The sequence below is a fragment of the Halobacterium sp. MBLA0001 genome (assembly GCF_049705385.1).
Lineage (GTDB): Archaea > Halobacteriota > Halobacteria > Halobacteriales > Halobacteriaceae > Halobacterium > Halobacterium salinarum.
Genome location: NZ_JBNAMQ010000008.1, coordinates 156585 through 177618 on the forward strand (window position 1 = coordinate 156585; position 21034 = coordinate 177618).

Genomic DNA, 21034 nt, shown 5'->3' on the forward strand with positions numbered 1-21034 from the left:
CTAAAGACGGATGGAGGTGTCCCATGCACGCCACAATCGACGTGCGGTTCACGATTAGCATCGACGAGGACAAAACGGTACCGCTCGCCACGCTTGCCGAATTCGTTACCGAGCAGAACGTCGAATCTGTACTGCTCGAATCGATGGTCGAGAGCCTCGACGCGAGCCGCGTCGAGGCGCTCTGTGGTGAGAAACACGCTCACGGCAATGGTGATCAGCGATTCCAACGCGCCGGTACTGACACCCGCACAGCCGTCACAACCGCCGGTGAGCACGAATTCGACCTTCACTACGTCGAAGACACCGCCGCTGACCACGACGAATCCAGCTACTTCCGGCCCGTCGAAGATGTTCTCAGCTTCGACGGGCAAAACCGCTATCAGCAGGACATCGCCGCCAAGAGCGTCGATCTCGCTACTTCGGTCAGCTATCGTGACGCTGCTGACCACGGCGACGGCATCCTCTCGAAGATGCCGTCGCCGACCACCATCAATCGTCGCGCCAAAGAGTACGGCAACAAGCTCAAGCAGTTCCTTCCAGACTGTGTCGCTGACACAGACGCTGACGCCGTTATTCCTGACGGCACGAAGTGTCACAGCCAAGACGACGACCGCGCGTACCACTCCGTCCAGGCCACGCTCGGCGAAGATACTGCCAAGGAATCACGCTCTCTGCTGGATCTCTCGATCAACGCTGACTGGGACGAGACAGCCGCCAAACTCGATGACATGGACGCAGTCACTGACGACGCGACGGTCGTCAGTGACGCTGATGAGGGTATCGTCACGGCATTTACCGACGAAAACCGTAATCATCAACTTGATCTCGTCCACGTCGGCCGAACGCTGGACTACAACCTCTGGGACGACGGCGTGTTCTCCTTGGATCGGCGGAACGAGATCGTCTCGGAGGTGATCGACGAGGTGTTCCATCTGAAGAATTCGGTCGCCAAGCACCGTCCAAACGAGGAGTTCGCGGCGATCCGCGAGCGGATCGCGCGAACGACCGAGCGTATCGAGAAGACAGCGTGGCAGTTGGATCAGTTCGGGTCAGAGAAAGCTGCGGGGTATCTACAGCGGTGGCTGCCGTCGATCGTGACGTTTGCCGAGCAGGCTGTCGAGGGGTTCGAGGTGCCGTGGACCTCGAACCCCGTCGAACGGCTGATGGGCGAAGTCAGCAAGCGGTGCAAGAACCAGTGGATGCGCTGGACAACGGAGGGGTTAGAGGCGATACTCCAGCTTCGGCTGGTGAAGTACGCCGATCCAGAGCACTACCAGTCGTTCCTCGACGAACTGCTCCAGCCATCCGTCTTTAGTTAAGCGAGAAACCGCGTGATAGCGGCGGCTTATCGAGGCACCTTTCGGAAGGAATGAGGAAGTCCAGTCTGTGCACGACAAGGACTCCTCATCTCGGATTATGCGTCGGCTCACTACACTGTTTCCCTCTGAGTTCCTCGAAGAGCACGCCGAGGAACTCGGCGTGGTCGAACGTGACCGCAAGCTCCAGATCCCTGCCTTCGTTTGGGCATTCGTGTTCGGCTTCGCCGCAGGCGAAAGCCGAACACTCGCCGGGTTTAGACGCTGTTACAACTCGACTGCCGATGAGACGATCTCTCCGGGTGGATTCTATCAGCGGTTGACACCGACGCTTGCGGAGTACTTCCGCGACCTCGTCGAGCATGGTCTCGACGAGGTCGCTGTTCCTAACGCTGTTGACGCTGATATCGACCGATTTAGAGACGTGATGATCGCTGATGGAACGGTGTTGCGGTTACACGAATTTCTCTCAGATCAGTTCGAAGCCCGCCACGAGGAGCAGGCTGGAGCGAAGCTCCACCTGCTCCACAATGCCACAGAGCAGACGATTGAACGGCTCGATACTGCTAACGAGAAAACGCACGACAGCACCTTGTTCAAAACAGGGCCGTGGCTTGAGAATCGCCTCGTGTTGTTCGATCTCGCCTACTTCAAGTACCGCCGGTTTGCGCTGATCGACGAAAACGACGGCTACTTCGTGAGTCGGCTGAAGGATAACGCGAATCCGCTGATTACGAGGGAGTTACGGGAATGGCGCGGTCGCGCCATTCCCTTAGAGGGCAAGCAGCTCCGAGCTGTTCTCGACGATCTCGATCGGAAGTACATCGATGTAGAAGTCGAAGTCGAATTCAAACGAGGGCCGTACAATGGGACGCGGTCACTAGATACGAAGCGATTTCGCGTCGTCGGCGTCCGCGACGAGGACGCCGACGACTACCACCTGTACATGACGAATTTAGCGAGGAAGGAGTTCTTTCCGGCGGATTTAGCGGAGATCTACCGCTGTCGGTGGGAAGTTGAGTTGCTGTTCCGGGAGCTGAAGACGCAGTACGAATTGGACGAGTTCGACACGAGTGACGAACACGTGGTGAGGATCTTATTGTACGCAGCGCTGCTGTCGCTGCTTGTAAGCCGCGATCTGTTGGATCTAGTCACTGAGCAGGCGGATGATGAGCTTGTGTTTCCGACAGAGCGCTGGGCGGCGACCTTCCGGTCGCACGCCCAGCTCATTCTCCACGAACTCGGTGAGTTCCTCGGCTATTCACCACCGCCGCTGCTCGACCGGCTGATCGAAGACGCTCAAAAGATCCACAAGCAACGACCAATCTTACAAGAGACGCTCGCTACCACTACACAACCGAGGTGTGAGGCTTAACTAAAGACGGATGCTGCTCCAGCGATCGACCAAAACAGCAATGAGCTGTGACCTCTCAATTGAGAGCACCAGAGGCAAACTCTAGACCGCTTTGCGACGCGACCAACAATTTGATACCGACCCTGGACTAGCTCGTTCGGTTGGTCAAGGTGCCGTGATGACATTCCCACCGTAAACAGCAGGTCACTCTCCGATTGGACTTCTCCTGTCCAGGTCACGCCACTGTGGACGAGTACATCTTGGGCTACGTCAATACAAACCGGGGCACTCGGTGTCGGCACTTGGGCGCGGTTACTCCCACACGGCGTGCTGTGTTCTACCGTTTCCTGAACGCTAGTTTGCTGCGCGTAGAAGTTACCAGACACAGACACGACATCGCCAGCTTGCGCCTCGTTCCGGAGGGCAGTCACTGAATCATACTGCTCGCTCTTAACCTGAGCTTCAGTTACATACCATCCGTTCTAGTTTAGCAGAGTGTACCGTCGTCTGATTAGATATCGTTGTAACTACCAGTCAGAGAAATCCGGTGGATAGTGTGACTTACTCCCCACCGGATTCAGTGATTGTTGATCGGATTCAAAGAGCGTTTCCCTCCGATGAGTTGCGCGAGCGCGCTCGCGCAACGAATCTCGTCGAGCGTGAACGGAAATTCGACGCTGTTGCGCTGTTCTACACGCTTTCACTTGGCTTCGCTGCTGGGTCAGACCGATCTGTACAGGCTTTTCTCGAACGATTCGTCGAAATGTCCGACTGCGATGAACTCTCCTATGCAACCTTCCACGGGTGGTTCTCTCCACCGTTCGTTGCACTCCTTCGAGAGATTCTCGATGATGCCATCGAGAATCTCGATACCAGAAATGCCGACCTTAGCGGACGTCTCGAACGCTTTCGAGACGTCCTCATTGCCGATGGGAGCATTGTTTCTCTCTATCAAGACGCCGCGGATGTGTACGCTGCGACCGGTGACGATCAGGCCGGTCTGAAACTTCACCTAACAGAATCACTCTCAACTGGCCTTCCAACACGGTACCGAACAACTGACGCTAAAACCCAAGAACGGAGCCAGCTACCCACCGGCGAGTGGGTAGCTGGCGCACTTGTCTTGCTCGATCTCGGTTTCTACGACTTCTGGTTGTTCGACCGCATCGACCAGAATAACGGCTGGTTCGTCTCCCGTGTGAAAGACGACGCAAACTTCGAGATCGTCGAAGAGCTCCGGACGTGGCGGGGGAACAGTATCCCGCTCGAAGGAGAGTCGCTGCAGGACGTCCTTGACGACCTGCAGCGACAGGAAATCGATGTTCGCATCACCCTCTCGTTCGAGCGAAAGCGAGGGTCGTGCACCAGCACGACCCGAACGTTCCGACTGGTCGGTGTTTGGAACGAGGATACTGAAGAGTACCATCTCTATTTGACAAATCTCTCGAAAGACGACTATAGTGCGCCCGATATCGCACAGCTCTATCGGGCGCGCTGGGAAATAGAATTATTGTTCAAAGAACTGAAATCACGCTTCGGACTTGACGAAATCAACACGACCGATCCGTACATCATCGAAGCTCTGGTCATCATGGCCGCAATCTCACTGCTGATGAGCCGTGTTATCGTCGATGAACTCCGGAAACTGGACGTGAAACAACGGGAAAGCGCCGACGACGCCACAGCGTCGTCGCCGCAACTTCCTCGTCGACGATGTTCTCACGCTGTCGAACGCCATTCACACCTGATTCAGTTGTACGTGATGCTCGATTTAGGGTACGAACTTCCGGATTTAGATGAGTTGTTGCTGTGGGCTTCACGTGATCCAAATCCGCATCGACCGCGGTTACGTGAGCAGGTTGAGTCAGGCGAGTTCTGGTAACGAACTCGCCTGACGACCGGGGAAGCACCTGTGTCGATAGCGGCAGCGCTGGAACGGCGACGCACTCACGGCTGTGAGTGCGCCGCCTCGAAGGTATCACACAACAAATCAGCGACTGCCTGCTCCAGCGAACCCAGTCTCCTGAGCTAATCCGCCTCAATTCGGTATAGTCTCCGCTGAGATCCTGCTTCACTCCGTCACTAAACTAGAACAGATGGTGAGTGACATGGGTCCCCCTTCAGATGGGACTTACACGCCCAGTCTTTTAATATCTCACTAGTTAGTGAGTTTCACCGCATTAAATAGTGATTCACATCTGATATATCCTCGTAGCGACGACGAGACGACAGGTGGCCACCCGCGTGAGACACCCAGCATCCTGGATGCAACTTCCAATCGACGACCGCATCCTCGAGATACTGGACTCATCAGAGCTCATCCTCTCACCAGCCGTCATCGCACTCAACATCGAGAAATCCCGGAGTGAAGTCAACCGCCGACTATCAATTCTCGTCAAGTACGGACTCCTCACACGCGTGAAACGCGGCTACTATGAAATCGCCCCTGACGGTCAAGCGTATCTCCGAGGCGACCTAGACGCGTCAACCCTCTCCGAGCAAACCGACTAACAACCACCAGACGGGAAGCTCCCGGAGACGACGAGAGGCAACCACCATTTAGCCGGACTTCACGAAGAAGGGTCTGCGGAAGATGCGGTGTGAGCTACGGTCGTTTTTCGCGGATGCCGTTGCGGTCACGCATGACGGTTTCACAGCTGGGGCAGGCCCGTGGGTTTGTCACGTCGTCCGGGGTGAACACCCGGGCATAGGCGTCGGTGACGCGACTCCCACAGTTCTGGCACTCCGGCATACTGGCGTCCACTCGACGCCGTTGCTATAGCCTTTCTGTGGTGGCTGTCGTTTCTCGATAGGATCTCAGACAGGCGTGGAATTCTCTTTGGGACGACCGGTAGAAGATTTCATTCGTCAAAAGGGGTGTCAGGTGAAACACTCGGCTATTCAAAACCATAGACTGGCTTGTTAGGAGGTGAAATGTAATATTTTCATTCGTCAAAAGGGGTGTCACGTCAAACACCTTGCGGTGGTTTCAATCTGCAAAGGGAGTAGGTGTGCCTTGGAACCGACCACCGCTAGAGGTACTGGATAGACAGCACTGATCAGTTTTGCACGGGAGAGGCAGCTGTGGGTTGTAGACGCCTCTGGGGCGACCTAAGCTTCGGCTTGTGAGCCAGCACGCGACTGCTATGCGGTAGAGAGTATCCGGTGAGCTGATTAGTCTACATTAGCGGTTTCGTTGTTCTTGTTTGCTCACTGTGCTCGGTTCTGGAGACGGGCAGACACCACAGTAAGAATTTTTACTATGGTGGGGTGCGTGATGCTGTGTACGATGCCAGATCCAGCCGACCGGCCGTCATCTGCCGAGGACGTGACGTCACACGACGAGCAGACAGAGCAAGCCGGGTCTGCCGACGAGACAGCGACCGAGTTCACGCTTGATGTGGAGATGCCGGCAGATGCGCTGTTCGACCTCGAGGAGTACCTCAAGATGTACGAGGTGGCAGCAGAGCCCAAGCGGTTCAAAATCCTGGTCGCCCTCGCAGATGAATCACGATTGAGCACCAGCGAGCTCTCGATGCTTCTCGATGCAGAGGGTAACGATTTGCACTATCCGCTGCGAAGACTCACCGACGTCGGGCTAATCGAGAACCGTCGTGATCCGACGACTGGAACGGAAGAGCCGTACTCGTACTACGAGTTGACCGAGATGGCTCGAACCATCCTTACTGAGGGGGTCCTCAAGGGAGTCGAAACGCTCGCCGCTCAGGAAGCCGCCCTCGAAGACACATACAGCAAGTAGCAGTGCCACACCGGTTGGCTTCGAGTGGTCTCCTCATTCACTCCTACCGTCTGGGTGGGGAAGAGACGGATCGGAGTTGGAGTGAACTACCCTACACGACTCGCTCACGGCCGACGCCGTTCGCTCCGTGTGGGGCGGGCTCAGCGCCTCGAATCAGTTAGGTTTTGACAACCCACGTACGTGTTGTGTCACGCCAGGTGGTTGAGTTATATGTGGCTGCAGGTGCTATGCTTCGATGGCGGGACAGAGCGGCCCGCTGTCACACGCTCGCCCCGAACTCAGCCTTCTCATGTGAAGGCTGTCCACCCCAACTCTGAGAGACGAGGTATGCCCTCACAGGATTCGCGGCTCGGCGTCTGCCCCCGATGTGGAGAGTCTATCTACCAGTGGCATGTCCTCGTTGAGTATGAGAGCGGCAACAATCCACGATACTGGGCGGAATGCCCGGGTTGTGGAGAGGTCGTTGACCCGAGGAGATGATTCGGATGCTCGCCCGCGTGTTCTGGAACACCGATTCGGTGGACGTGGTTGAATGTCGGCACTGTGGGACGACTCTGGAGTCAACAGAGACCGAGGAGTGTCCAGCGTGTGGGCGCAACGAAATCGCGTGCTACTCGGTGTAACGTGGGCGAGTCATCGAATTGTCGTAGAGAGAACGGAGAGGGTCTCCAATGAGTTGGGCATCGACGCCTCGTTCAACAGGTGCTGGTGGCGGTCATCGCCGGGGCCTGAGTCCTGCTGTAATCGCTAAGTACAGGGTGTACACTGACCGAGGAACCTGAGTGGCAAAGACTAATTCATAGTTGGCAAGGTCGTCCGATTTCGCTTTCGTATTCCGATTTGATTTGCTTAAACAGGTCCTGGCCGAATTCTGTCTGGAAGCGTGGCGCGGCGGTAGCAAAGAACTCGTCTAGATTCTCGAACTCGGTGAAGTGGTCAGTTGTTTCGGCTTCATCGTACCTATTTTGGCGCTCATACTTGAGCGCCTGGAGACAATTATCAACAAGATCCATGTCTTTGACGAACTGTGCCGTCGGGGTGTCACGGGCTTCGTACTCTTCCCAGAGCGACAGCAGTTCGGAATCGTTGAAGGGCCCGACGAGATCGGTTACCGCGCTCCGTTCAGCCGTCTCTTTCTCGGACGTGGGAATGGTCTGGCGTCCGTCCTCCGCACGGGTTGCAATATCGCCCGTGCGAGCTTCGCCGAGGTCGTGAATGAGGGCCATCGTCACTGCTTTCTGGCGGTCAACATCTTCTTGGTCGGCATAGAGCAGACAAAGCGCCGCTGTCCCCCACGTGTGGGCTGCGACCGATTCAGGCGAGTCGACATTCCGGAGTTCCCATCCCGTCCGAAGTTCGTCCTTCAGGTCGAACCATTCGAGCAAGGATCCGAGTTCGTCTGTCATCATATCGGGGAAACAGCAAGCGGCCAATTCAAAATATCGAGATGATTCCGCCGAGCACCCACACTCAGTCAATAAGTTCGCACACCTGCTTGCCAGCTATTTCACAGTTCAAGATGTGGAACGAACAATCCCCGCTTGCTGACTGCATTCTCTGTACGTAGGGGATATACTTGAGTCGAGTCTCCGATGCGGGTCTGACCAGCGCCAGACAGGTCCACTCGCTATTTACGTGGGGTGGCCGACGAAGACGCGTATGAGCAGTTTGGCGGACACGATCCACATCGAGAACGTTGTTGCATCCAGCGATATCGGCCAGGAACTCGCCCTCGACCAACTCGCAACGGATCTTGATGGCGCTGAGTACAACCCAGAGGACTTCCCCGGGGTTGTCTACCGCCTTCAGGAGCCGAAGTCAGCCACGCTGATCTTCCGCTCGGGGAAAGTCGTCTGCACCGGCGCGAAGAGCGTCGATGCTGTTCACGACGCTCTCGAGATCGTTTTCGATGACCTCCGCGAGTTAGGCATCGACGTCGACAGTACTCCACCGGTCAAGGTACAGAACATCGTCTCTAGTGCCAGCCTTGAGCAGTCGCTGAATTTGAACGCAATCGCAATCGGGCTGGGCTTAGAGCAGATTGAATACGAACCCGAACAGTTCCCCGGGCTCGTCTATCGTCTCGACGACCCCGATGTCGTCGTTTTGCTTTTCGGGAGTGGGAAACTCGTGATTACTGGCGCAGCGGAATCTGCGGATGCCCAGCACGCGCTGGCACACGTCAACGATCGCCTCACGGAACTCAGCCTGCTTGAGTGAGTCCACGGAACTATCGAGTAACTCCTACGCGACGGGAGCAGTGTTGCTGGAGTGGGTAATCTCCTTGAACGCTGGGCCGCTTCGACTGGGTTGGATGAGTTCTCTCTGAGATTCTAGTCGGTGTTCCAATCTGAGGGGTAAAATCCCAGATTGACTCCAAGATGGGAACGGTGGGGTCATCGGAATCAAGTGATTGGCGCGGTAGTCAAAGAATCCCTCAAAGTTAACCAACATTCTACTGGATGGCGCTGTTCTGTTGGTTAACAGTACCCATCAATACGATTTCCTTAGTTTGGAGTGAGAGCTGAAACAGCCGCTCAGTAGGTGTGCGAACTTATCACTGGTATCTCTGTCAATTTATGTCGTATAGCAGCGCAATGCTGAATACAGACACATAGCGACCCCTGAATATTATCATTTCAAGAATAGTTAGGATGGGGGAGAGTCGATACAACAGTATTGTTTTCCCATCTCTTGTACAAACCCGACTAATGACGGCGCAGGACTCCACGCAGACTGAAGACCGAAAAGACGACCACCTTCAAATCGTCCAAGAGCGGGACGTCGAAACGACAGGCACGGGCTTCGACGACGTCCACCTCGTCCACAACGCGCTTCCGGAACTCGATTACGACGCGATCGACCCCTCCATCGACTTCCTGGGTCACGACCTCTCTGCCCCAATCTTCATCGAGAGCATGACTGGCGGGCACCACAACACGACGGAGATCAATCGGGCGCTGGCCCGGGCCGCCAGCGAAACCGGTATCGCCATGGGTCTCGGTAGCCAGCGAGCAGGCCTCGAACTCGACGACGAACGCGTCCTCGAATCGTACACCGTCGTCCGCGATGCCGCACCCGATGCGTTCATCTACGGGAACCTCGGCGCTGCACAGCTCCGAGAGTACGACATCGAAATGGTCGAGCAGGCAGTCGAGATGATCGACGCCGACGCGCTCGCGGTCCACCTGAACTTCCTCCAGGAAGCCACCCAACCAGAAGGCGACGTCGATGGCCGGAACTGTGTAGCTGCGATCGAACGAGTGTCCGAGGCACTCTCGGTGCCGATTATCGTCAAGGAAACGGGCAACGGCATCTCCGGGGAGACTGCCCGAGAGCTAACTGCGGCAGGCGTTGACGCTCTCGACGTCGCTGGCAAAGGCGGAACGACGTGGTCCGGGATCGAAGCCTATCGCGCAGCAGCCGCGAACGCGCCGCGACAGAAACAAATCGGCACCCTGTTCCGAGAATGGGGCATTCCAACCGCTGCAAGCACGATCGAGTGTGTTGCCGAACACGACTGCGTCATTGCGAGTGGTGGTGTCCGAACGGGATTGGACGTGGCAAAAGCGATTGCCCTGGGTGCCCGCGCCGGCGGGTTGGCGAAACCATTCCTGAAACCAGCTACAGACGGGCCAGACGCTGTCATCGAACGCGTCGGGGACCTGATCGCCGAGCTGCGAACAGCGATGTTCGTCACCGGCTCGGGGTCGATCGACGAGCTCCAGCAGGTGGAGTACGTGTTGCACGGAAAGACGCGCGAGTACGTGGAACAACGAACCAGTAGCGAGTAGTCCCGGATTCCCCAGTCTCAGCAGGACGGATAGAACAACAGCGGGAAAGAGAGAGCCGACTCCGATATCTGTCCAACCTGTACTTACCGTTTGTCGGGGTAGTCATAGACGGTGTGTGTGTGCCGTTTGATGACGCTCGCTGCCGAGGAGCACGATCAGTTACTCGGAAATCCGGTGGTACGCGATTTCGCCTGATCCACAGTCAGGACATTGATCTGCGTCTGGTGGGAGCTTCGTTCCGCAGTGGCGGCACTCAACGACGACCTCCGGCTCGTCACCGGGGAGTAGCCGAGCGAGTACCGCACGGACACTCATGAGTATCCGATATTCCGGCAGCAGTGAGTTAATGGTACTGGTGCGGGATTTTCTCCGGAAATCCGGGGGTGTACAACCAGCAAATCCGCCAAAGGCTTATCTTCCGACCGGAGTGAACTGCACGTGGAAGGACCTGTCACACGCTCCTTTCACCCCTAGGCATGCCTACCGATGACTCGTCGCTTGGTCAGTGTCCGGACTGCGGGGACCCGATTACCTCTGCGTGGTTGCTTGTTGAATACAGGAAAGACGATGGGACTGACGGCGTTTGGGCAGAGTGTCCATCGTGTGGGGACGTCGTCGCGCCAGAGTAGTAAGACAGCACCATCAAGTGGCCTTCACAGCGTATCTCAATCAGAACACGAGAATGGAGATTCCCACCCAACTGCGGTGTCTATTCGCTGGCGCTGTCGAACAGCAAGACGGGACGTATCTCATTAAGATTCCCGAGCGCGAGATAGACCGTGGCGAGCTGCAGCAGGGCGACACGTACCGCGTGGCTGTTCTCGGAGCAGCAGCCACCGACGACGCTGCCGAGACTCCCACCGACTCACAGCGCGGGCAGACGCCGAGCACGCCACCGGTTGCCGAAGGCGAGCAGCGTACCGTCGAAATCGAAGATATTGGCGATCAAGGAGACGGCATCACGCGTGTCGAGCGTGGCTTCGTCGTTATTGTCCCTGATACCGAGCGCGGCGAGCGTGTCACCGTCGAAATCACCGACGTCACTGAGAACGTTGCCTTTGCCGAGATCACCGAGCGCGAAAATCACGACTAACAATTCCCGGGTCTGATATCTGTCTGAGCGAGTGCTGGCCCGTGAGCTCGTCCTAGTAGACGATTGGTGTGGTGCAGCCACACACTCAGTGACACTCTCGGGGAGAGGGCGTTCCATATACAGTAACTTCTAGTAGACTCGGAGAGAACGATATCAGTCGTAACACTGGCTCTTATTGGTGAAATCCCGGAGGTATAGTGTGCCGACGATTAACTTCTAGTGCGCTTCTCTTCACCAGTGTGTCCGGTGCAATAGCCGCTCAGTAGGTGGCGCATTTTGTATACTCACACTTAAAGAAGACAGTACAAGCTACACAAAGATAGGGCTACTCGGAGCGGAACGCTGTCACCCGTTCTACGGTAGCCGTACACTTTTTATGCGGTAGTACGTAGACTAATTCAGTATGTCACGGTCAAAGCTCATCGCAGGTGTCGCTATTGTTGCTATCATTAGTATTCTTCTCCGTCGTCGTGGAGATGGAGCAGCGGAATCCGATAACTGATTCAACTGTACTTACCGAAGCTACGCATCACATCGAGACGGATTCTTACCAGCCTATTTGGAGTGAAACAGCCGCTTAGTCGGTGTGCATAATAACCGGAAAAACCAGTCGGCCAGTGTATGTAACACAGATGGTTTTTTAGCCGCAGTAACCACAGTTCGGGATATGCGTCGTGCCCTCCGGTACGCTGTGTCACTACTTGTTGGACTGTTGAGCCTGTCATAGAAAGCGTCACGTACGAAGCAGCAGGGTGCAGAAAGTGTGTCCAGCACAATCGCAACCCTGCAAGACGTAGCTTCGGTAGACGACTTCTTGAATGCGGCGGCTACGGAGACAGTACCGCTGTTCGAACACCTTGAGTTCGAGTTTCTCCTGGAATACGACGTGTTCGCCCCCTCGAAGCGGGGGCGAACACGAGTGCACCAGCCACCGGATCTCTTTCGCGGCTTCCTCCACTGCTACTACGAGGATGTCTACGGCACACGCCCAGTTACACGAGAACTCCAGCACAGCCTCGTCTGGTACTACTGCGGACTCGACAAACCGCCATCCAGAGACACGATTGATCGCTTTCTCACCGATCTCGAACACGTTATCGACGATATCTTCGACAGGCTCGTCGAGCAGGCCGCCGCTCGCGGCCTGCTCGACTCCACGTATTCCATCGATTCGACCCACGTTGAATCAATCCAACACAACGACGCTGCCTCGTGGAATTACGATCCAACAGCTGAGGAGTACTACTACGGCTTCGGCTGTACGATCGTCTCAACTGGTGCAAAGATCCCGATAGCAGCGGAGTTCACACAAACCAAGCAAGCGGATCAGAAGACGGCGATGCGCGTCACGCGTGACGCGCTCGCCGTCGATACACCGGTCTGGATGCTCGGAGACAGCGCCTACGACGTCCTCGATTGGCACGACCACCTGCTGGCCGCAGGGGTCGTGCCAATCGCTCCATACAATCCGCGAAACACCGACGACCCGAAAGACATCGAGTACAGGGTCGAAGGCCGAATCACCGAACACAGCGAGGACGTGCAGCTGAAACAATCCATCTTGGACGAGACGTACACCAACCGGACAGGAGTCGAACGAACCAACGACGCGGTCAAGGACTGCGGCCTCGGGCACGTCCGCGCCCGAGGCCGCGTCCACGCACGAACAGAAGTGTTCCTCGCACTGTGCCTTCGAATCGTCGTTGCAATCACCAACTACGAGCGAGGAAACGATCCGGGCTGTGAGAAACTATGAGATGGATTCTATGACAGGCTCCTGTTAGTTACGGCATCCGTCGCAGAATTCGCTGCGACAGATCACTTGCTTACAATCTCACTATTACCGCTCTACATCCGTCTTTAGTTAAGCCTCACACCTCGGTTGTGTAGTGGTAGCGAGCGTCTCTTGTAAGATTGGTCGTTGCTTGTGGATCTTTTGAGCGTCTTCGATCAGCCGGTCGAGCAGCGGCGGTGGTGAATAGCCGAGGAACTCACCGAGTTCGTGGAGAATGAGCTGGGCGTGCGACCGGAAGGTCGCCGCCCAGCGCTCTGTCGGAAACACAAGCTCATCATCCGCCTGCTCAGTGACTAGATCCAACAGATCGCGGCTTACAAGCAGCGACAGCAGCGCTGCGTACAATAAGATCCTCACCACGTGTTCGTCACTCGTGTCGAACTCGTCCAATTCGTACTGCGTCTTCAGCTCCCGGAACAGCAACTCAACTTCCCACCGACAGCGGTAGATCTCCGCTAAATCCGCCGGAAAGAACTCCTTCCTCGCTAAATTCGTCATGTACAGGTGGTAGTCGTCGGCGTCCTCGTCGCGGACGCCGACGACGCGAAATCGCTTCGTATCTAGTGACCGCGTCCCATTGTACGGCCCTCGTTTGAATTCGACTTCGACTTCTACATCGATGTACTTCCGATCGAGATCGTCGAGAACAGCTCGGAGCTGCTTGCCCTCTAAGGGAATGGCGCGACCGCGCCATTCCCGTAACTCCCTCGTAATCAGCGGATTCGCGTTATCCTTCAGCCGACTCACGAAGTAGCCGTCGTTTTCGTCGATCAGCGCAAACCGGCGGTACTTGAAGTAGGCGAGATCGAACAACACGAGGCGATTCTCAAGCCACGGCCCTGTTTTGAACAAGGTGCTGTCGTGCGTTTTCTCGTTAGCAGTATCGAGCCGTTCAATCGTCTGCTCTGTGGCATTGTGGAGCAGGTGGAGCTTCGCTCCAGCCTGCTCCTCGTGGCGGGCTTCGAACTGATCTGAGAGAAATTCGTGTAACCGCAACACCGTTCCATCAGCGATCATCACGTCTCTAAATCGGTCGATATCAGCGTCAACAGCGTTAGGAACAGCGACCTCGTCGAGACCATGCTCGACGAGGTCGCGGAAGTACTCCGCAAGCGTCGGTGTCAACCGCTGATAGAATCCACCCGGAGAGATCGTCTCATCGGCAGTCGAGTTGTAACAGCGTCTAAACCCGGCGAGTGTTCGGCTTTCGCCTGCGGCGAAGCCGAACACGAATGCCCAAACGAAGGCAGGGATCTGGAGCTTGCGGTCACGTTCGACCACGCCGAGTTCCTCGGCGTGCTCTTCGAGGAACTCAGAGGGAAACAGTGTAGTGAGCCGACGCATAATCCGAGATGAGGAGTCCTTGTCGTGCACAGACTGGACTTCCTCATTCCTTCCGAAAGGTGCCTCGATAAGCCGCCGCTATCACGCGGTTTCTCGCTTAACTAAAGACGGATGTTACCGCTCTATGTGGCTGTGAGTTCAATAATGATAGCACATCGCCGAACGTTTATTTCTCTCTCTCGTGAGGCCGCCCCGGCAAGGAAGCGTGGAGCTATTGTTGGCGGTGTTAGTGCGTTCACCGGCGGATTCCTCCTACAGAGCTCGATCCCGGCAGGTGCCGCTGGGTTTGGGTTGATGTTTCTCGGCATGGCGACTACCGTTGCTGACTTCGACGACTTATAAGAAGTTGTGTAGGTTGATTCGGTCGCTGTACCGAACGATCTGTGGGTCGCCTGTACTTACCGACCTGCGTCAGAATATGTTATCCGTTGAGGATTTCAATAGAGCCGAACCGCTCTATGACACCCCCTGTCTGTAGGCTAATTGATGTGAGAGCTATTGTTTAAACCCGAAGACGAAGCATGATACGGCCAGAATACTCTATGACCAATCAGTACGCCGACTACGAAGCCCTCCGACCGCTCGGCGAAGCGACCCACGTTCCCGACGACCAACTCGCCAGTAGTAGTGGCGAGCCCCGGCGGCAACGCTCTGGTGGCGTCAACACGGACTATCCAGACGACCCGACAGCAGATGAGACCGAGTGCACTTCCTGTGGAGCGTCAATCCCCGCTGGCCAGTCGAAGTGCCGGTTCTGTCTCACCAACCATCTCGAAGGAGCCGACGACCAGGACACATCGAATGTCGAACGGACTCTCCTCCACGTCATCCAGCTGCTCGTTGAGGCGTCGACGTTCTACGGCGCCGTCGGGAAGGGATCTGCTGCGGCCACCCTCCTCGCGAAGGGAGATGATGACCCAGTAGTCGATGACTGCAAGCTAATCTACGATCTCGACGAGGAACCGGCCCCACAGCTTGTCGATCAGTGGCCCTCGCTCCCCTCGGCGACACGGGTCACGTCTGAATGTGGTAATCAGCTGCTCGCGGCTGCTCGTGAGCGGACGGCGTGGACAGAGACGACGCAGTCCTGTCACGACGGCGAGCACGCGACGTTTCTCTACGACGAAACCGGGAGCGAGGTTCGCACCGAAGCTCGTCTTGCAAGCCTACGTGAGGACGCAGACAACGACCTCTGGCTGGTGCCAGCGATTGCGCTCCAGGAATCCGTTGACAAGACCGATACCGAACAGCCACGACGCGAGCGCCCGAACAGAACTCACCTCGAGTGCCGGGAGTGCGGTCGGGAGACGAAGCATCGATTCCGCGAATTCGAGACGGTCCCTGATGACGAGTGGACCGGGCAGCCAATGTGGGGCTGTCAGCGGTGCGGCACGCCACGCTACGGGCCCGAACCCGAAGCCGATCAGTAAAGACGACGTCAAATTAACCAACAATTCTGGTGTCGGCTCGGAGTTGTTGGTTAACAGAAGCCAGCTCGCGACCACCCGACGATACCACACCTGCTGACTGCCCGCCGGTGTTTTTCGGCGCCGAGAATTGGCGGAGGCGCACACATGGATCCACGAGACACCCCCGGCTATCGACTCCACCGCGCGCTCAGTAGCCTCACCAGTATCGACAGCGACCAATTGGAGCCCGCTGATCGAGAGCGAATTAGCACCGCGACGACGCTCCTCGAGCAGGTAGATTTTCTCACCCAACCGAATACGACGAGGGACGGTGACATCAACAGAGAATCCTGACAGCTCGACGCATCGGCAGCGCAACGTCATGTGGCCGTCACAGCGTGAGCAGTTGCTCGCCCCCTGAAAGGGTGCGGGGGCGCGAGACCGCTCCCGAGAACAATCCATGGCAACATTGCAAGCCGCAACGACATCGACCGGCGCGCTCGTATCGGATCCACAGGCAGTCCGCGAGCTCTGTGAGAACCACTGCTTCGGGACGCTCAACTGGGAAGTGGACGACGACGGCGAACTCGTTATCTGGGGCTACGACAGCTTCGAAGTGTACGAGGCCCGTGAGAACGGTCTTCCTGACTACGACGGTGGCATCGTCACTCACGAGTTCCTCCGGTCGCTCGCGGAGTATCTCGAACCGAACGAAGAATTCGACATCCAGACAGCCGGATTTACCAAGTGCCGGTTTCCCGTGCTGGCGAAACGGTACGTCGTTCGCGACGGCGAAGTCCTCCACGCGGACCTCAGTTCCCCCGACCCGATCGACGAGTAGCGTTGTTCGGCCCCCGGGAGGGGTGCGGGGCGATCCAGTCGTGGGTCGTCCTGCAAGGAGATTGTTCAATGGGCCACCGCGCACTCGTTGCGTACGAACGCACAGACGGACAGTACACGCTCCACTACTCTCATTGGGGTGCAGCGAATCTCAAGCTCAAGCACCGAATCTCGGCCGAAACACCGTTCGGTGGCGACGACACCGACTCCAAGTGGGCGAAACAGCTGCTGGCGGAACTGGCCGATGGCCTCGAAGCAGATGGCGTCGACGGCTACCTCGCCGGCGAGGATCGTCCGTCGTCGGTCGTCAAGCCGAAGCCCCGTGCCACCGGGCTCACCCTCGACGAGATCGTCGCGGACCACCTCGACTATCTCCACCACGAGGCGATCTTCGTGGTGTCACCCACCTTCGAGGTGACCGCCTATCGGACGCTGTGGTTCGGGCTGCAGTACGACTCGGAGACGGTCGAACAGGGAGAGACAGTCGGGAACGGCGCGCTCGCGACGGTGCGCTGGTACGACGGCAAGCCGGTCGGCGACGGCCACCTACAGGGACAGTTCGCGGCCCTCAAAGACGTCGTCGGCGACATGCTCGATAAGGGCGTCTTCACGCCGTCAACGGCGATACAGTATCTGAAACGGAAGCTCGCTGAGCGGGTCGGAGACCGACAGGAGCTGCTCATTCCGACCGGAGAATCACCCTTCGAGACAGCGAGTCTCGGCAAGCCGTAACACCAATCCCTTAGTGGATATCGGGGGACGTCTAAGTATGTCAAATCAGTCTGAAGATGACGTTCGTGTTTGGCTTGTCGAACGGACGTACTCCGATGACGAGCAGAACCTGATCATCCTCACCTACGCAACACCCGATGGAGAACAGTACTATCGGAAGGAACGCGCACTCACGTCCTTCACCGACGTCCGAGATACGACAGCAGCAGTCGATGCTGAACCCGGCAATCTTGGCATGGTCGATGACCCCGACCTCCAGGAGCAATACGCGGCCGAAGCACAGCGAATGCAGGAGGTTCACGACCCGGACGACGTGATCTGATACCCGCCAGTAGACATCGCCCCAAGCCATGGGTTATGTCGTGGCAGGCCTTAGTCGGGGTATGCGCGAACTCGTCTTCGCTCTCGAATACGAGCCCGGCTGCAACAGGGTGGCGGACGCCCTCGCAGACCACCCCGACGCTCGCGTTCGTTCACTCTCGCTGCACGCCACTGCCGACCAGCTCTGGCGAGTCGACCATGCCACCGGCACTCCGGACGCACTCGACGCCATCGAGGACGCGTTTCGCAACAGCGACTACTACGCCGACTGTCTCGCCACCGAGGACTGCGGCGCAACCCAGACCACCCGTGTCCTCGACCGCACGGACGACACGCTCATCCTCTACTCCGACTGGGAGCGGACCCCTGCCTGTGCCTCAGTCCCCCACATCGCCCGCGACCACCTCGGCGACGGTGTGCTGTTCGAGACCCGTCACGAGGGCCGCCACTACACGTGGCGGCTCATTCACTCCGACGAGGGCGATGTGGCGGCGTTCTTCGATTCCCTCGGGGTTGCCGTCGGGGAATGCGCCCAGATGGAGATGCTCCGCACCGCGGATACGACGACATCAGCTGGGGGAGGCGACGGGACACCGAGCGGCCTGCCGCCAGCACAGGAGGCCGCACTCCAGGCCGCTGTCGAACACGGCTACTACGAGTCACCCCGCGAGGTCGACGTCGGCGAACTCGCCGAGCATCTCGACGTGCCACGGTCAACACTCACCTACCGACTCCGTCGGGCGGAAGAACATTTGGCGAAGCAACATGTCGCCGGCGAGCGGGTAGCGGAAGAACGGCTGGCATCGCACTGAGGGCCGCAGTTGGAATATTCCAACAAAGACATATGGAACTCCCACTCCTACCGTGAGGTAATGACAGAGAATCCGGACGCAGCAGGAGAAACGAGCGGCGGCGGACAGCGACGTGAGCTGACCGCCCGCCTCGCCGTTCCCGAGATGGACTGTCCCTCTTGCGCCCAAAAGGTGGACAAGAGCCTCCAGCGTGTCGACGGCATTACTGACGCCACGCTCCAGCCGACCACCGGCACGGCCAACGTCACGTACGACCCTGATCGGACTAGCGAAGCCGACGTAATCAAGGCGATTGAAGGCGCCGGCTACGAGGTCGTCGGGGGCTCGGACGCTGAGGGCGATGATGAGGACAACCAGGCGACCGACGGCGTCGACATCGCGCCACCATCGGAGGTCTGGACGAGTCCTCGCGCGAAGAAGACGTGGCTCGGCGCGGCGTTCGTCACGCTCGGCCTCCTCTTCGAATTCCTCCTCACCGGACAGAACGTCACGGTGGCGAGCGTCCTCGAGTACCCGCTCCACATCGCAGATGTCCTGTTCCTCGGCGCCGTCGCCGCCAGCGGCATCCCCGTCGTCCGTAGCGGGTACTACTCCGCGAAGAACCGAAGCCTCGACATCGACCTGCTGATGGGGACGGCGATCATCGCGGCGACCGGTATCGGCTACTTCGTCGAGGCCGCCACGCTGGCCGTCCTATTCAGCATCGCCGAGCTGCTCGAGGACTACGCGATGGACAGGGCACGGGACTCCCTGCGCGAGCTGATGGAACTCTCGCCCGACGAGGCGACCGTCCTTCGCGATGGTGAGGAAGTGACCGTTCCCGCCGAGGAGGTCGACGTTGGCGAGACCGTCGTCGTCCGCCCCGGCGACAAGATTCCGCTCGACGGAACGGTCATCGACGGCGAGAGTGCAGTCGACCAGTCGCCGATCACGGGCGAGAGCGTCCCCGTCGACAAGACTGCCGGCGACGAGGTCTACGCCGGCGCGATCAACGAAGAGGGGTACCTCGAGGTAGAGGTCACCTCGACCGCTGGCGATTCGACGCTCTCGCGCATCATCGAGATGGTACAGGGCGCACAGGCGAAGAAGACCGAGTCTGAGCAGTTCGTCGACCGCTTCTCCGGCTACTACACACCCCTCGTCGTCGTGCTGGCAATCCTGACCGCCGCTATCCCGCCGCTGGTTATCGCCGACCCCATCTCGGTGGACGTGGCCGGGTACGGGTTCACTTTCGCCGGCGACTGGCAGACCTGGTTCATCCGCGGGCTCACCCTGCTGGTAATCGCCTGCCCCTGTGCGTTCGTCATCTCCACACCCGTCTCGGTGGTGTCGGGCATCACCAGCGCCGCGAAGAACGGCGTCCTGATCAAGGGCGGCAACTACCTCGAAGCGATGGGCGAAGTCGATGCCGTCGCGCTCGACAAGACGGGGACGCTCACGAAGGGCGAACTCGCCGTCACCGATGTCGTCCCGGTCGGCGACACCACTGAGGATGATCTGCTCCGTCGCGCCGCCGGGCTGGAGCGGCGCAGTGAGCACCCCATCGCTGCGGCGATTCTCGCCCGTGCTGAGGAGGCGGGCGTGGGCGACCTGCCCGACCCGAGTGGCTTCGAGAGCCTCACGGGGAAGGGCATCCGGGGCGAGATCGACGGCGAGACGTACTATGCGGGCAAGCCCGCGCTCTTCGAGGAGCTGGGCTTCGACCTCGCTCGAGCACGCCGCGAGACAGACGGCGGCGTCGTGGCGGAAGAGGCGACCGAGGCCGACGACGGGGCGTTCGCCGAGGACGCGCTCACCTCACTGGAGCGGGAGGGCAAGACGGTCGTTATCGTCGGGACGGAGTCGGAACTGCTGGGTGCAATCGCCATCGCCGACGAGGTGCGCCCGGCCTCGAAGCGGGCTGTCGAACGCCTGCACGAGCTGGGCGTCGAGCGCGTGGTGATGCTGACCGGGGACAACGAGGGCACCGCCCGCGCCATCGCCGAGCAGGTCGGTGTCGATGAATATCGCGCCGAACTCCTACCCGACGAGAAGGTCGACGCAGTCGAGGAGTTACAGGCGGAGTACGGGGAGGTCGCGATGGTCGGCGACGGCATCAATGACGCCCCCGCGCTGGCCACTGCGGAGGTCGGCATCGCGATGGGCGCGGCGGGCACCGACACCGCCCTCGAAACGGCTGATATTGCGTTGATGGGCGACGACATCGGGAAACTCCCGTACCTGTACGACCTGTCGCATACGGCCAACGGCGTGATCCGGCAGAACATCTGGGCGAGCCTCGGCGTGAAGCTTCTGCTCGCGTTAGGCGTGCCGCTGGGCCTGGTCAGCGTTGCGCTGGCAGTCGTTGTCGGAGATATGGGGATGAGCCTCGGCGTCACCGGGAACGCGATGCGGTTGTCACGAATCGAGCCCGATCGAATCATCGACGCCTGATTCTGCGGCGGGAAGTGCGGGCAGGACGCTC

At 58.3% G+C, this 21034-nt stretch carries 19 protein-coding genes; 16 read left to right on the plus strand and 3 right to left on the minus strand.

Annotated features, from left to right (window positions below):
* Positions 1-23: 23 nt before the first annotated feature.
* From ACOZ32_RS13160 to ACOZ32_RS13175, 4 genes are all read left to right on the plus strand, one after another.
* Positions 24-1319, plus strand: coding sequence for an ISH6 family transposase (locus ACOZ32_RS13160; protein WP_424335303.1), 1296 nt, complete (start codon positions 24-26; stop codon positions 1317-1319).
* 97 nt (positions 1320-1416) lie between these two features.
* Positions 1417-2691: an IS4-like element ISH8A family transposase gene (locus ACOZ32_RS13165; protein WP_424335260.1), complete on the plus strand. Its 1275-nt coding sequence runs from the start codon at positions 1417-1419 to the stop codon at positions 2689-2691.
* A gap of 526 nt (positions 2692-3217) precedes the next feature.
* Positions 3218-4552: an IS4-like element ISH32 family transposase gene (locus ACOZ32_RS13170; protein ID WP_012289608.1), complete on the plus strand. Its 1335-nt coding sequence runs from the start codon at positions 3218-3220 to the stop codon at positions 4550-4552.
* A 383-nt stretch (positions 4553-4935) separates the two neighbouring features.
* Complete coding sequence (locus tag ACOZ32_RS13175; RefSeq protein WP_285253389.1) at positions 4936-5181, plus strand: transcriptional regulator; 246 nt, start codon at positions 4936-4938, stop codon at positions 5179-5181.
* 94 nt (positions 5182-5275) lie between these two features.
* On the opposite strand, the gene ACOZ32_RS13180 is transcribed toward ACOZ32_RS13175, so the two are convergent.
* Positions 5276-5422, minus strand: a complete 147-nt coding sequence (locus ACOZ32_RS13180; protein ID WP_424335304.1) for a DUF7563 family protein — start codon at positions 5420-5422, stop codon at positions 5276-5278.
* A gap of 537 nt (positions 5423-5959) precedes the next feature.
* Here ACOZ32_RS13180 and ACOZ32_RS13185 point away from each other — a divergent pair.
* Entirely contained in the window at positions 5960-6430 is a 471-nt protein-coding gene (locus ACOZ32_RS13185; protein ID WP_285253387.1) for a winged helix-turn-helix domain-containing protein, read from the plus strand.
* A gap of 797 nt (positions 6431-7227) precedes the next feature.
* Here the strand turns inward: ACOZ32_RS13185 and ACOZ32_RS13190 are convergent.
* Entirely contained in the window at positions 7228-7839 is a 612-nt protein-coding gene (locus tag ACOZ32_RS13190; protein WP_010890466.1) for an HD domain-containing protein, read from the minus strand.
* Between the two features lie 250 nt (positions 7840-8089).
* Between ACOZ32_RS13190 and ACOZ32_RS13195 the strand changes: the two genes are divergently transcribed.
* From ACOZ32_RS13195 to ACOZ32_RS13210, 4 genes are all read left to right on the plus strand, one after another.
* The gene (locus ACOZ32_RS13195) at positions 8090-8650 is read left to right on the plus strand and encodes a TATA-box-binding protein (protein ID WP_285255626.1); all 561 of its coding nucleotides are present in this window, start codon (positions 8090-8092) and stop codon (positions 8648-8650) included.
* 491 nt (positions 8651-9141) lie between these two features.
* Positions 9142-10224 carry a type 2 isopentenyl-diphosphate Delta-isomerase gene (fni, locus tag ACOZ32_RS13200; RefSeq protein WP_010904022.1) on the plus strand — a complete coding sequence of 361 codons (1083 nt, stop codon included), beginning with the start codon at positions 9142-9144 and terminating at the stop codon, positions 10222-10224.
* A 682-nt stretch (positions 10225-10906) separates the two neighbouring features.
* Positions 10907-11317 (plus strand): TRAM domain-containing protein, encoded by a 411-nt coding sequence (locus tag ACOZ32_RS13205; RefSeq protein WP_115864164.1) that lies wholly within the window; start codon positions 10907-10909, stop codon positions 11315-11317.
* A gap of 763 nt (positions 11318-12080) precedes the next feature.
* The gene (locus ACOZ32_RS13210; RefSeq protein ID WP_424334796.1) at positions 12081-13073 is read left to right on the plus strand and encodes a transposase; all 993 of its coding nucleotides are present in this window, start codon (positions 12081-12083) and stop codon (positions 13071-13073) included.
* A 108-nt stretch (positions 13074-13181) separates the two neighbouring features.
* Here ACOZ32_RS13210 and ACOZ32_RS13215 read toward each other — a convergent pair whose 3' ends face one another.
* Positions 13182-14456 carry an IS4-like element ISH8A family transposase gene (locus tag ACOZ32_RS13215; RefSeq protein WP_424335260.1) on the minus strand — a complete coding sequence of 425 codons (1275 nt, stop codon included), beginning with the start codon at positions 14454-14456 and terminating at the stop codon, positions 13182-13184.
* Between the two features lie 542 nt (positions 14457-14998).
* On the opposite strand from ACOZ32_RS13215, the gene ACOZ32_RS13220 reads away from it, so the two are divergent.
* From ACOZ32_RS13220 to ACOZ32_RS13250, 7 genes are all read left to right on the plus strand, one after another.
* Positions 14999-15886: a hypothetical protein gene (locus ACOZ32_RS13220; protein WP_350338656.1), complete on the plus strand. Its 888-nt coding sequence runs from the start codon at positions 14999-15001 to the stop codon at positions 15884-15886.
* A 144-nt stretch (positions 15887-16030) separates the two neighbouring features.
* Positions 16031-16219 (plus strand): hypothetical protein, encoded by a 189-nt coding sequence (locus ACOZ32_RS13225; protein ID WP_096396460.1) that lies wholly within the window; start codon positions 16031-16033, stop codon positions 16217-16219.
* Between the two features lie 106 nt (positions 16220-16325).
* Positions 16326-16706 (plus strand): hypothetical protein, encoded by a 381-nt coding sequence (locus ACOZ32_RS13230; protein WP_006183452.1) that lies wholly within the window; start codon positions 16326-16328, stop codon positions 16704-16706.
* A 68-nt stretch (positions 16707-16774) separates the two neighbouring features.
* On the plus strand, positions 16775-17437 hold the full coding sequence (locus ACOZ32_RS13235) for a DUF6735 family protein (RefSeq protein ID WP_006183451.1): 663 nt from the start codon (positions 16775-16777) through the stop codon (positions 17435-17437).
* Between the two features lie 37 nt (positions 17438-17474).
* Positions 17475-17759 carry a hypothetical protein gene (locus ACOZ32_RS13240; RefSeq protein WP_006183450.1) on the plus strand — a complete coding sequence of 95 codons (285 nt, stop codon included), beginning with the start codon at positions 17475-17477 and terminating at the stop codon, positions 17757-17759.
* A 61-nt stretch (positions 17760-17820) separates the two neighbouring features.
* Complete coding sequence (locus ACOZ32_RS13245; protein ID WP_006183449.1) at positions 17821-18570, plus strand: helix-turn-helix domain-containing protein; 750 nt, start codon at positions 17821-17823, stop codon at positions 18568-18570.
* 60 nt (positions 18571-18630) lie between these two features.
* Positions 18631-21003 carry a heavy metal translocating P-type ATPase gene (locus ACOZ32_RS13250; protein WP_015299293.1) on the plus strand — a complete coding sequence of 791 codons (2373 nt, stop codon included), beginning with the start codon at positions 18631-18633 and terminating at the stop codon, positions 21001-21003.
* Positions 21004-21034 lie beyond the last annotated feature (31 nt).

Bases quoted from the DNA above. Each gene is read 5' to 3' on its own strand.
- ACOZ32_RS13215 (WP_424335260.1), bottom strand. From the start codon at position 14,456: ATGCGTCGGCTCACTACACTGTTTCCCTCTGAGTTCCTCGAAGAGCAC.
- ACOZ32_RS13180 (WP_424335304.1), bottom strand. From the start codon at position 5,422: ATGCCGGAGTGCCAGAACTGTGGGAGTCGCGTCACCGACGCCTATGCC.
- ACOZ32_RS13165 (WP_424335260.1), top strand. From the start codon at position 1,417: ATGCGTCGGCTCACTACACTGTTTCCCTCTGAGTTCCTCGAAGAGCAC.
- ACOZ32_RS13225 (WP_096396460.1), top strand. From the start codon at position 16,031: ATGGATCCACGAGACACCCCCGGCTATCGACTCCACCGCGCGCTCAGT.
- ACOZ32_RS13250 (WP_015299293.1), top strand. From the start codon at position 18,631: ATGACAGAGAATCCGGACGCAGCAGGAGAAACGAGCGGCGGCGGACAG.
- ACOZ32_RS13230 (WP_006183452.1), top strand. From the start codon at position 16,326: ATGGCAACATTGCAAGCCGCAACGACATCGACCGGCGCGCTCGTATCG.
- ACOZ32_RS13175 (WP_285253389.1), top strand. From the start codon at position 4,936: ATGCAACTTCCAATCGACGACCGCATCCTCGAGATACTGGACTCATCA.
- ACOZ32_RS13190 (WP_010890466.1), bottom strand. From the start codon at position 7,839: ATGATGACAGACGAACTCGGATCCTTGCTCGAATGGTTCGACCTGAAG.
- ACOZ32_RS13235 (WP_006183451.1), top strand. From the start codon at position 16,775: ATGGGCCACCGCGCACTCGTTGCGTACGAACGCACAGACGGACAGTAC.
- ACOZ32_RS13205 (WP_115864164.1), top strand. From the start codon at position 10,907: ATGGAGATTCCCACCCAACTGCGGTGTCTATTCGCTGGCGCTGTCGAA.
- ACOZ32_RS13240 (WP_006183450.1), top strand. From the start codon at position 17,475: ATGTCAAATCAGTCTGAAGATGACGTTCGTGTTTGGCTTGTCGAACGG.
- ACOZ32_RS13245 (WP_006183449.1), top strand. From the start codon at position 17,821: ATGCGCGAACTCGTCTTCGCTCTCGAATACGAGCCCGGCTGCAACAGG.
- ACOZ32_RS13195 (WP_285255626.1), top strand. From the start codon at position 8,090: ATGAGCAGTTTGGCGGACACGATCCACATCGAGAACGTTGTTGCATCC.
- ACOZ32_RS13160 (WP_424335303.1), top strand. From the start codon at position 24: ATGCACGCCACAATCGACGTGCGGTTCACGATTAGCATCGACGAGGAC.
- fni (WP_010904022.1), top strand. From the start codon at position 9,142: ATGACGGCGCAGGACTCCACGCAGACTGAAGACCGAAAAGACGACCAC.
- ACOZ32_RS13185 (WP_285253387.1), top strand. From the start codon at position 5,960: ATGCCAGATCCAGCCGACCGGCCGTCATCTGCCGAGGACGTGACGTCA.
- ACOZ32_RS13220 (WP_350338656.1), top strand. From the start codon at position 14,999: ATGACCAATCAGTACGCCGACTACGAAGCCCTCCGACCGCTCGGCGAA.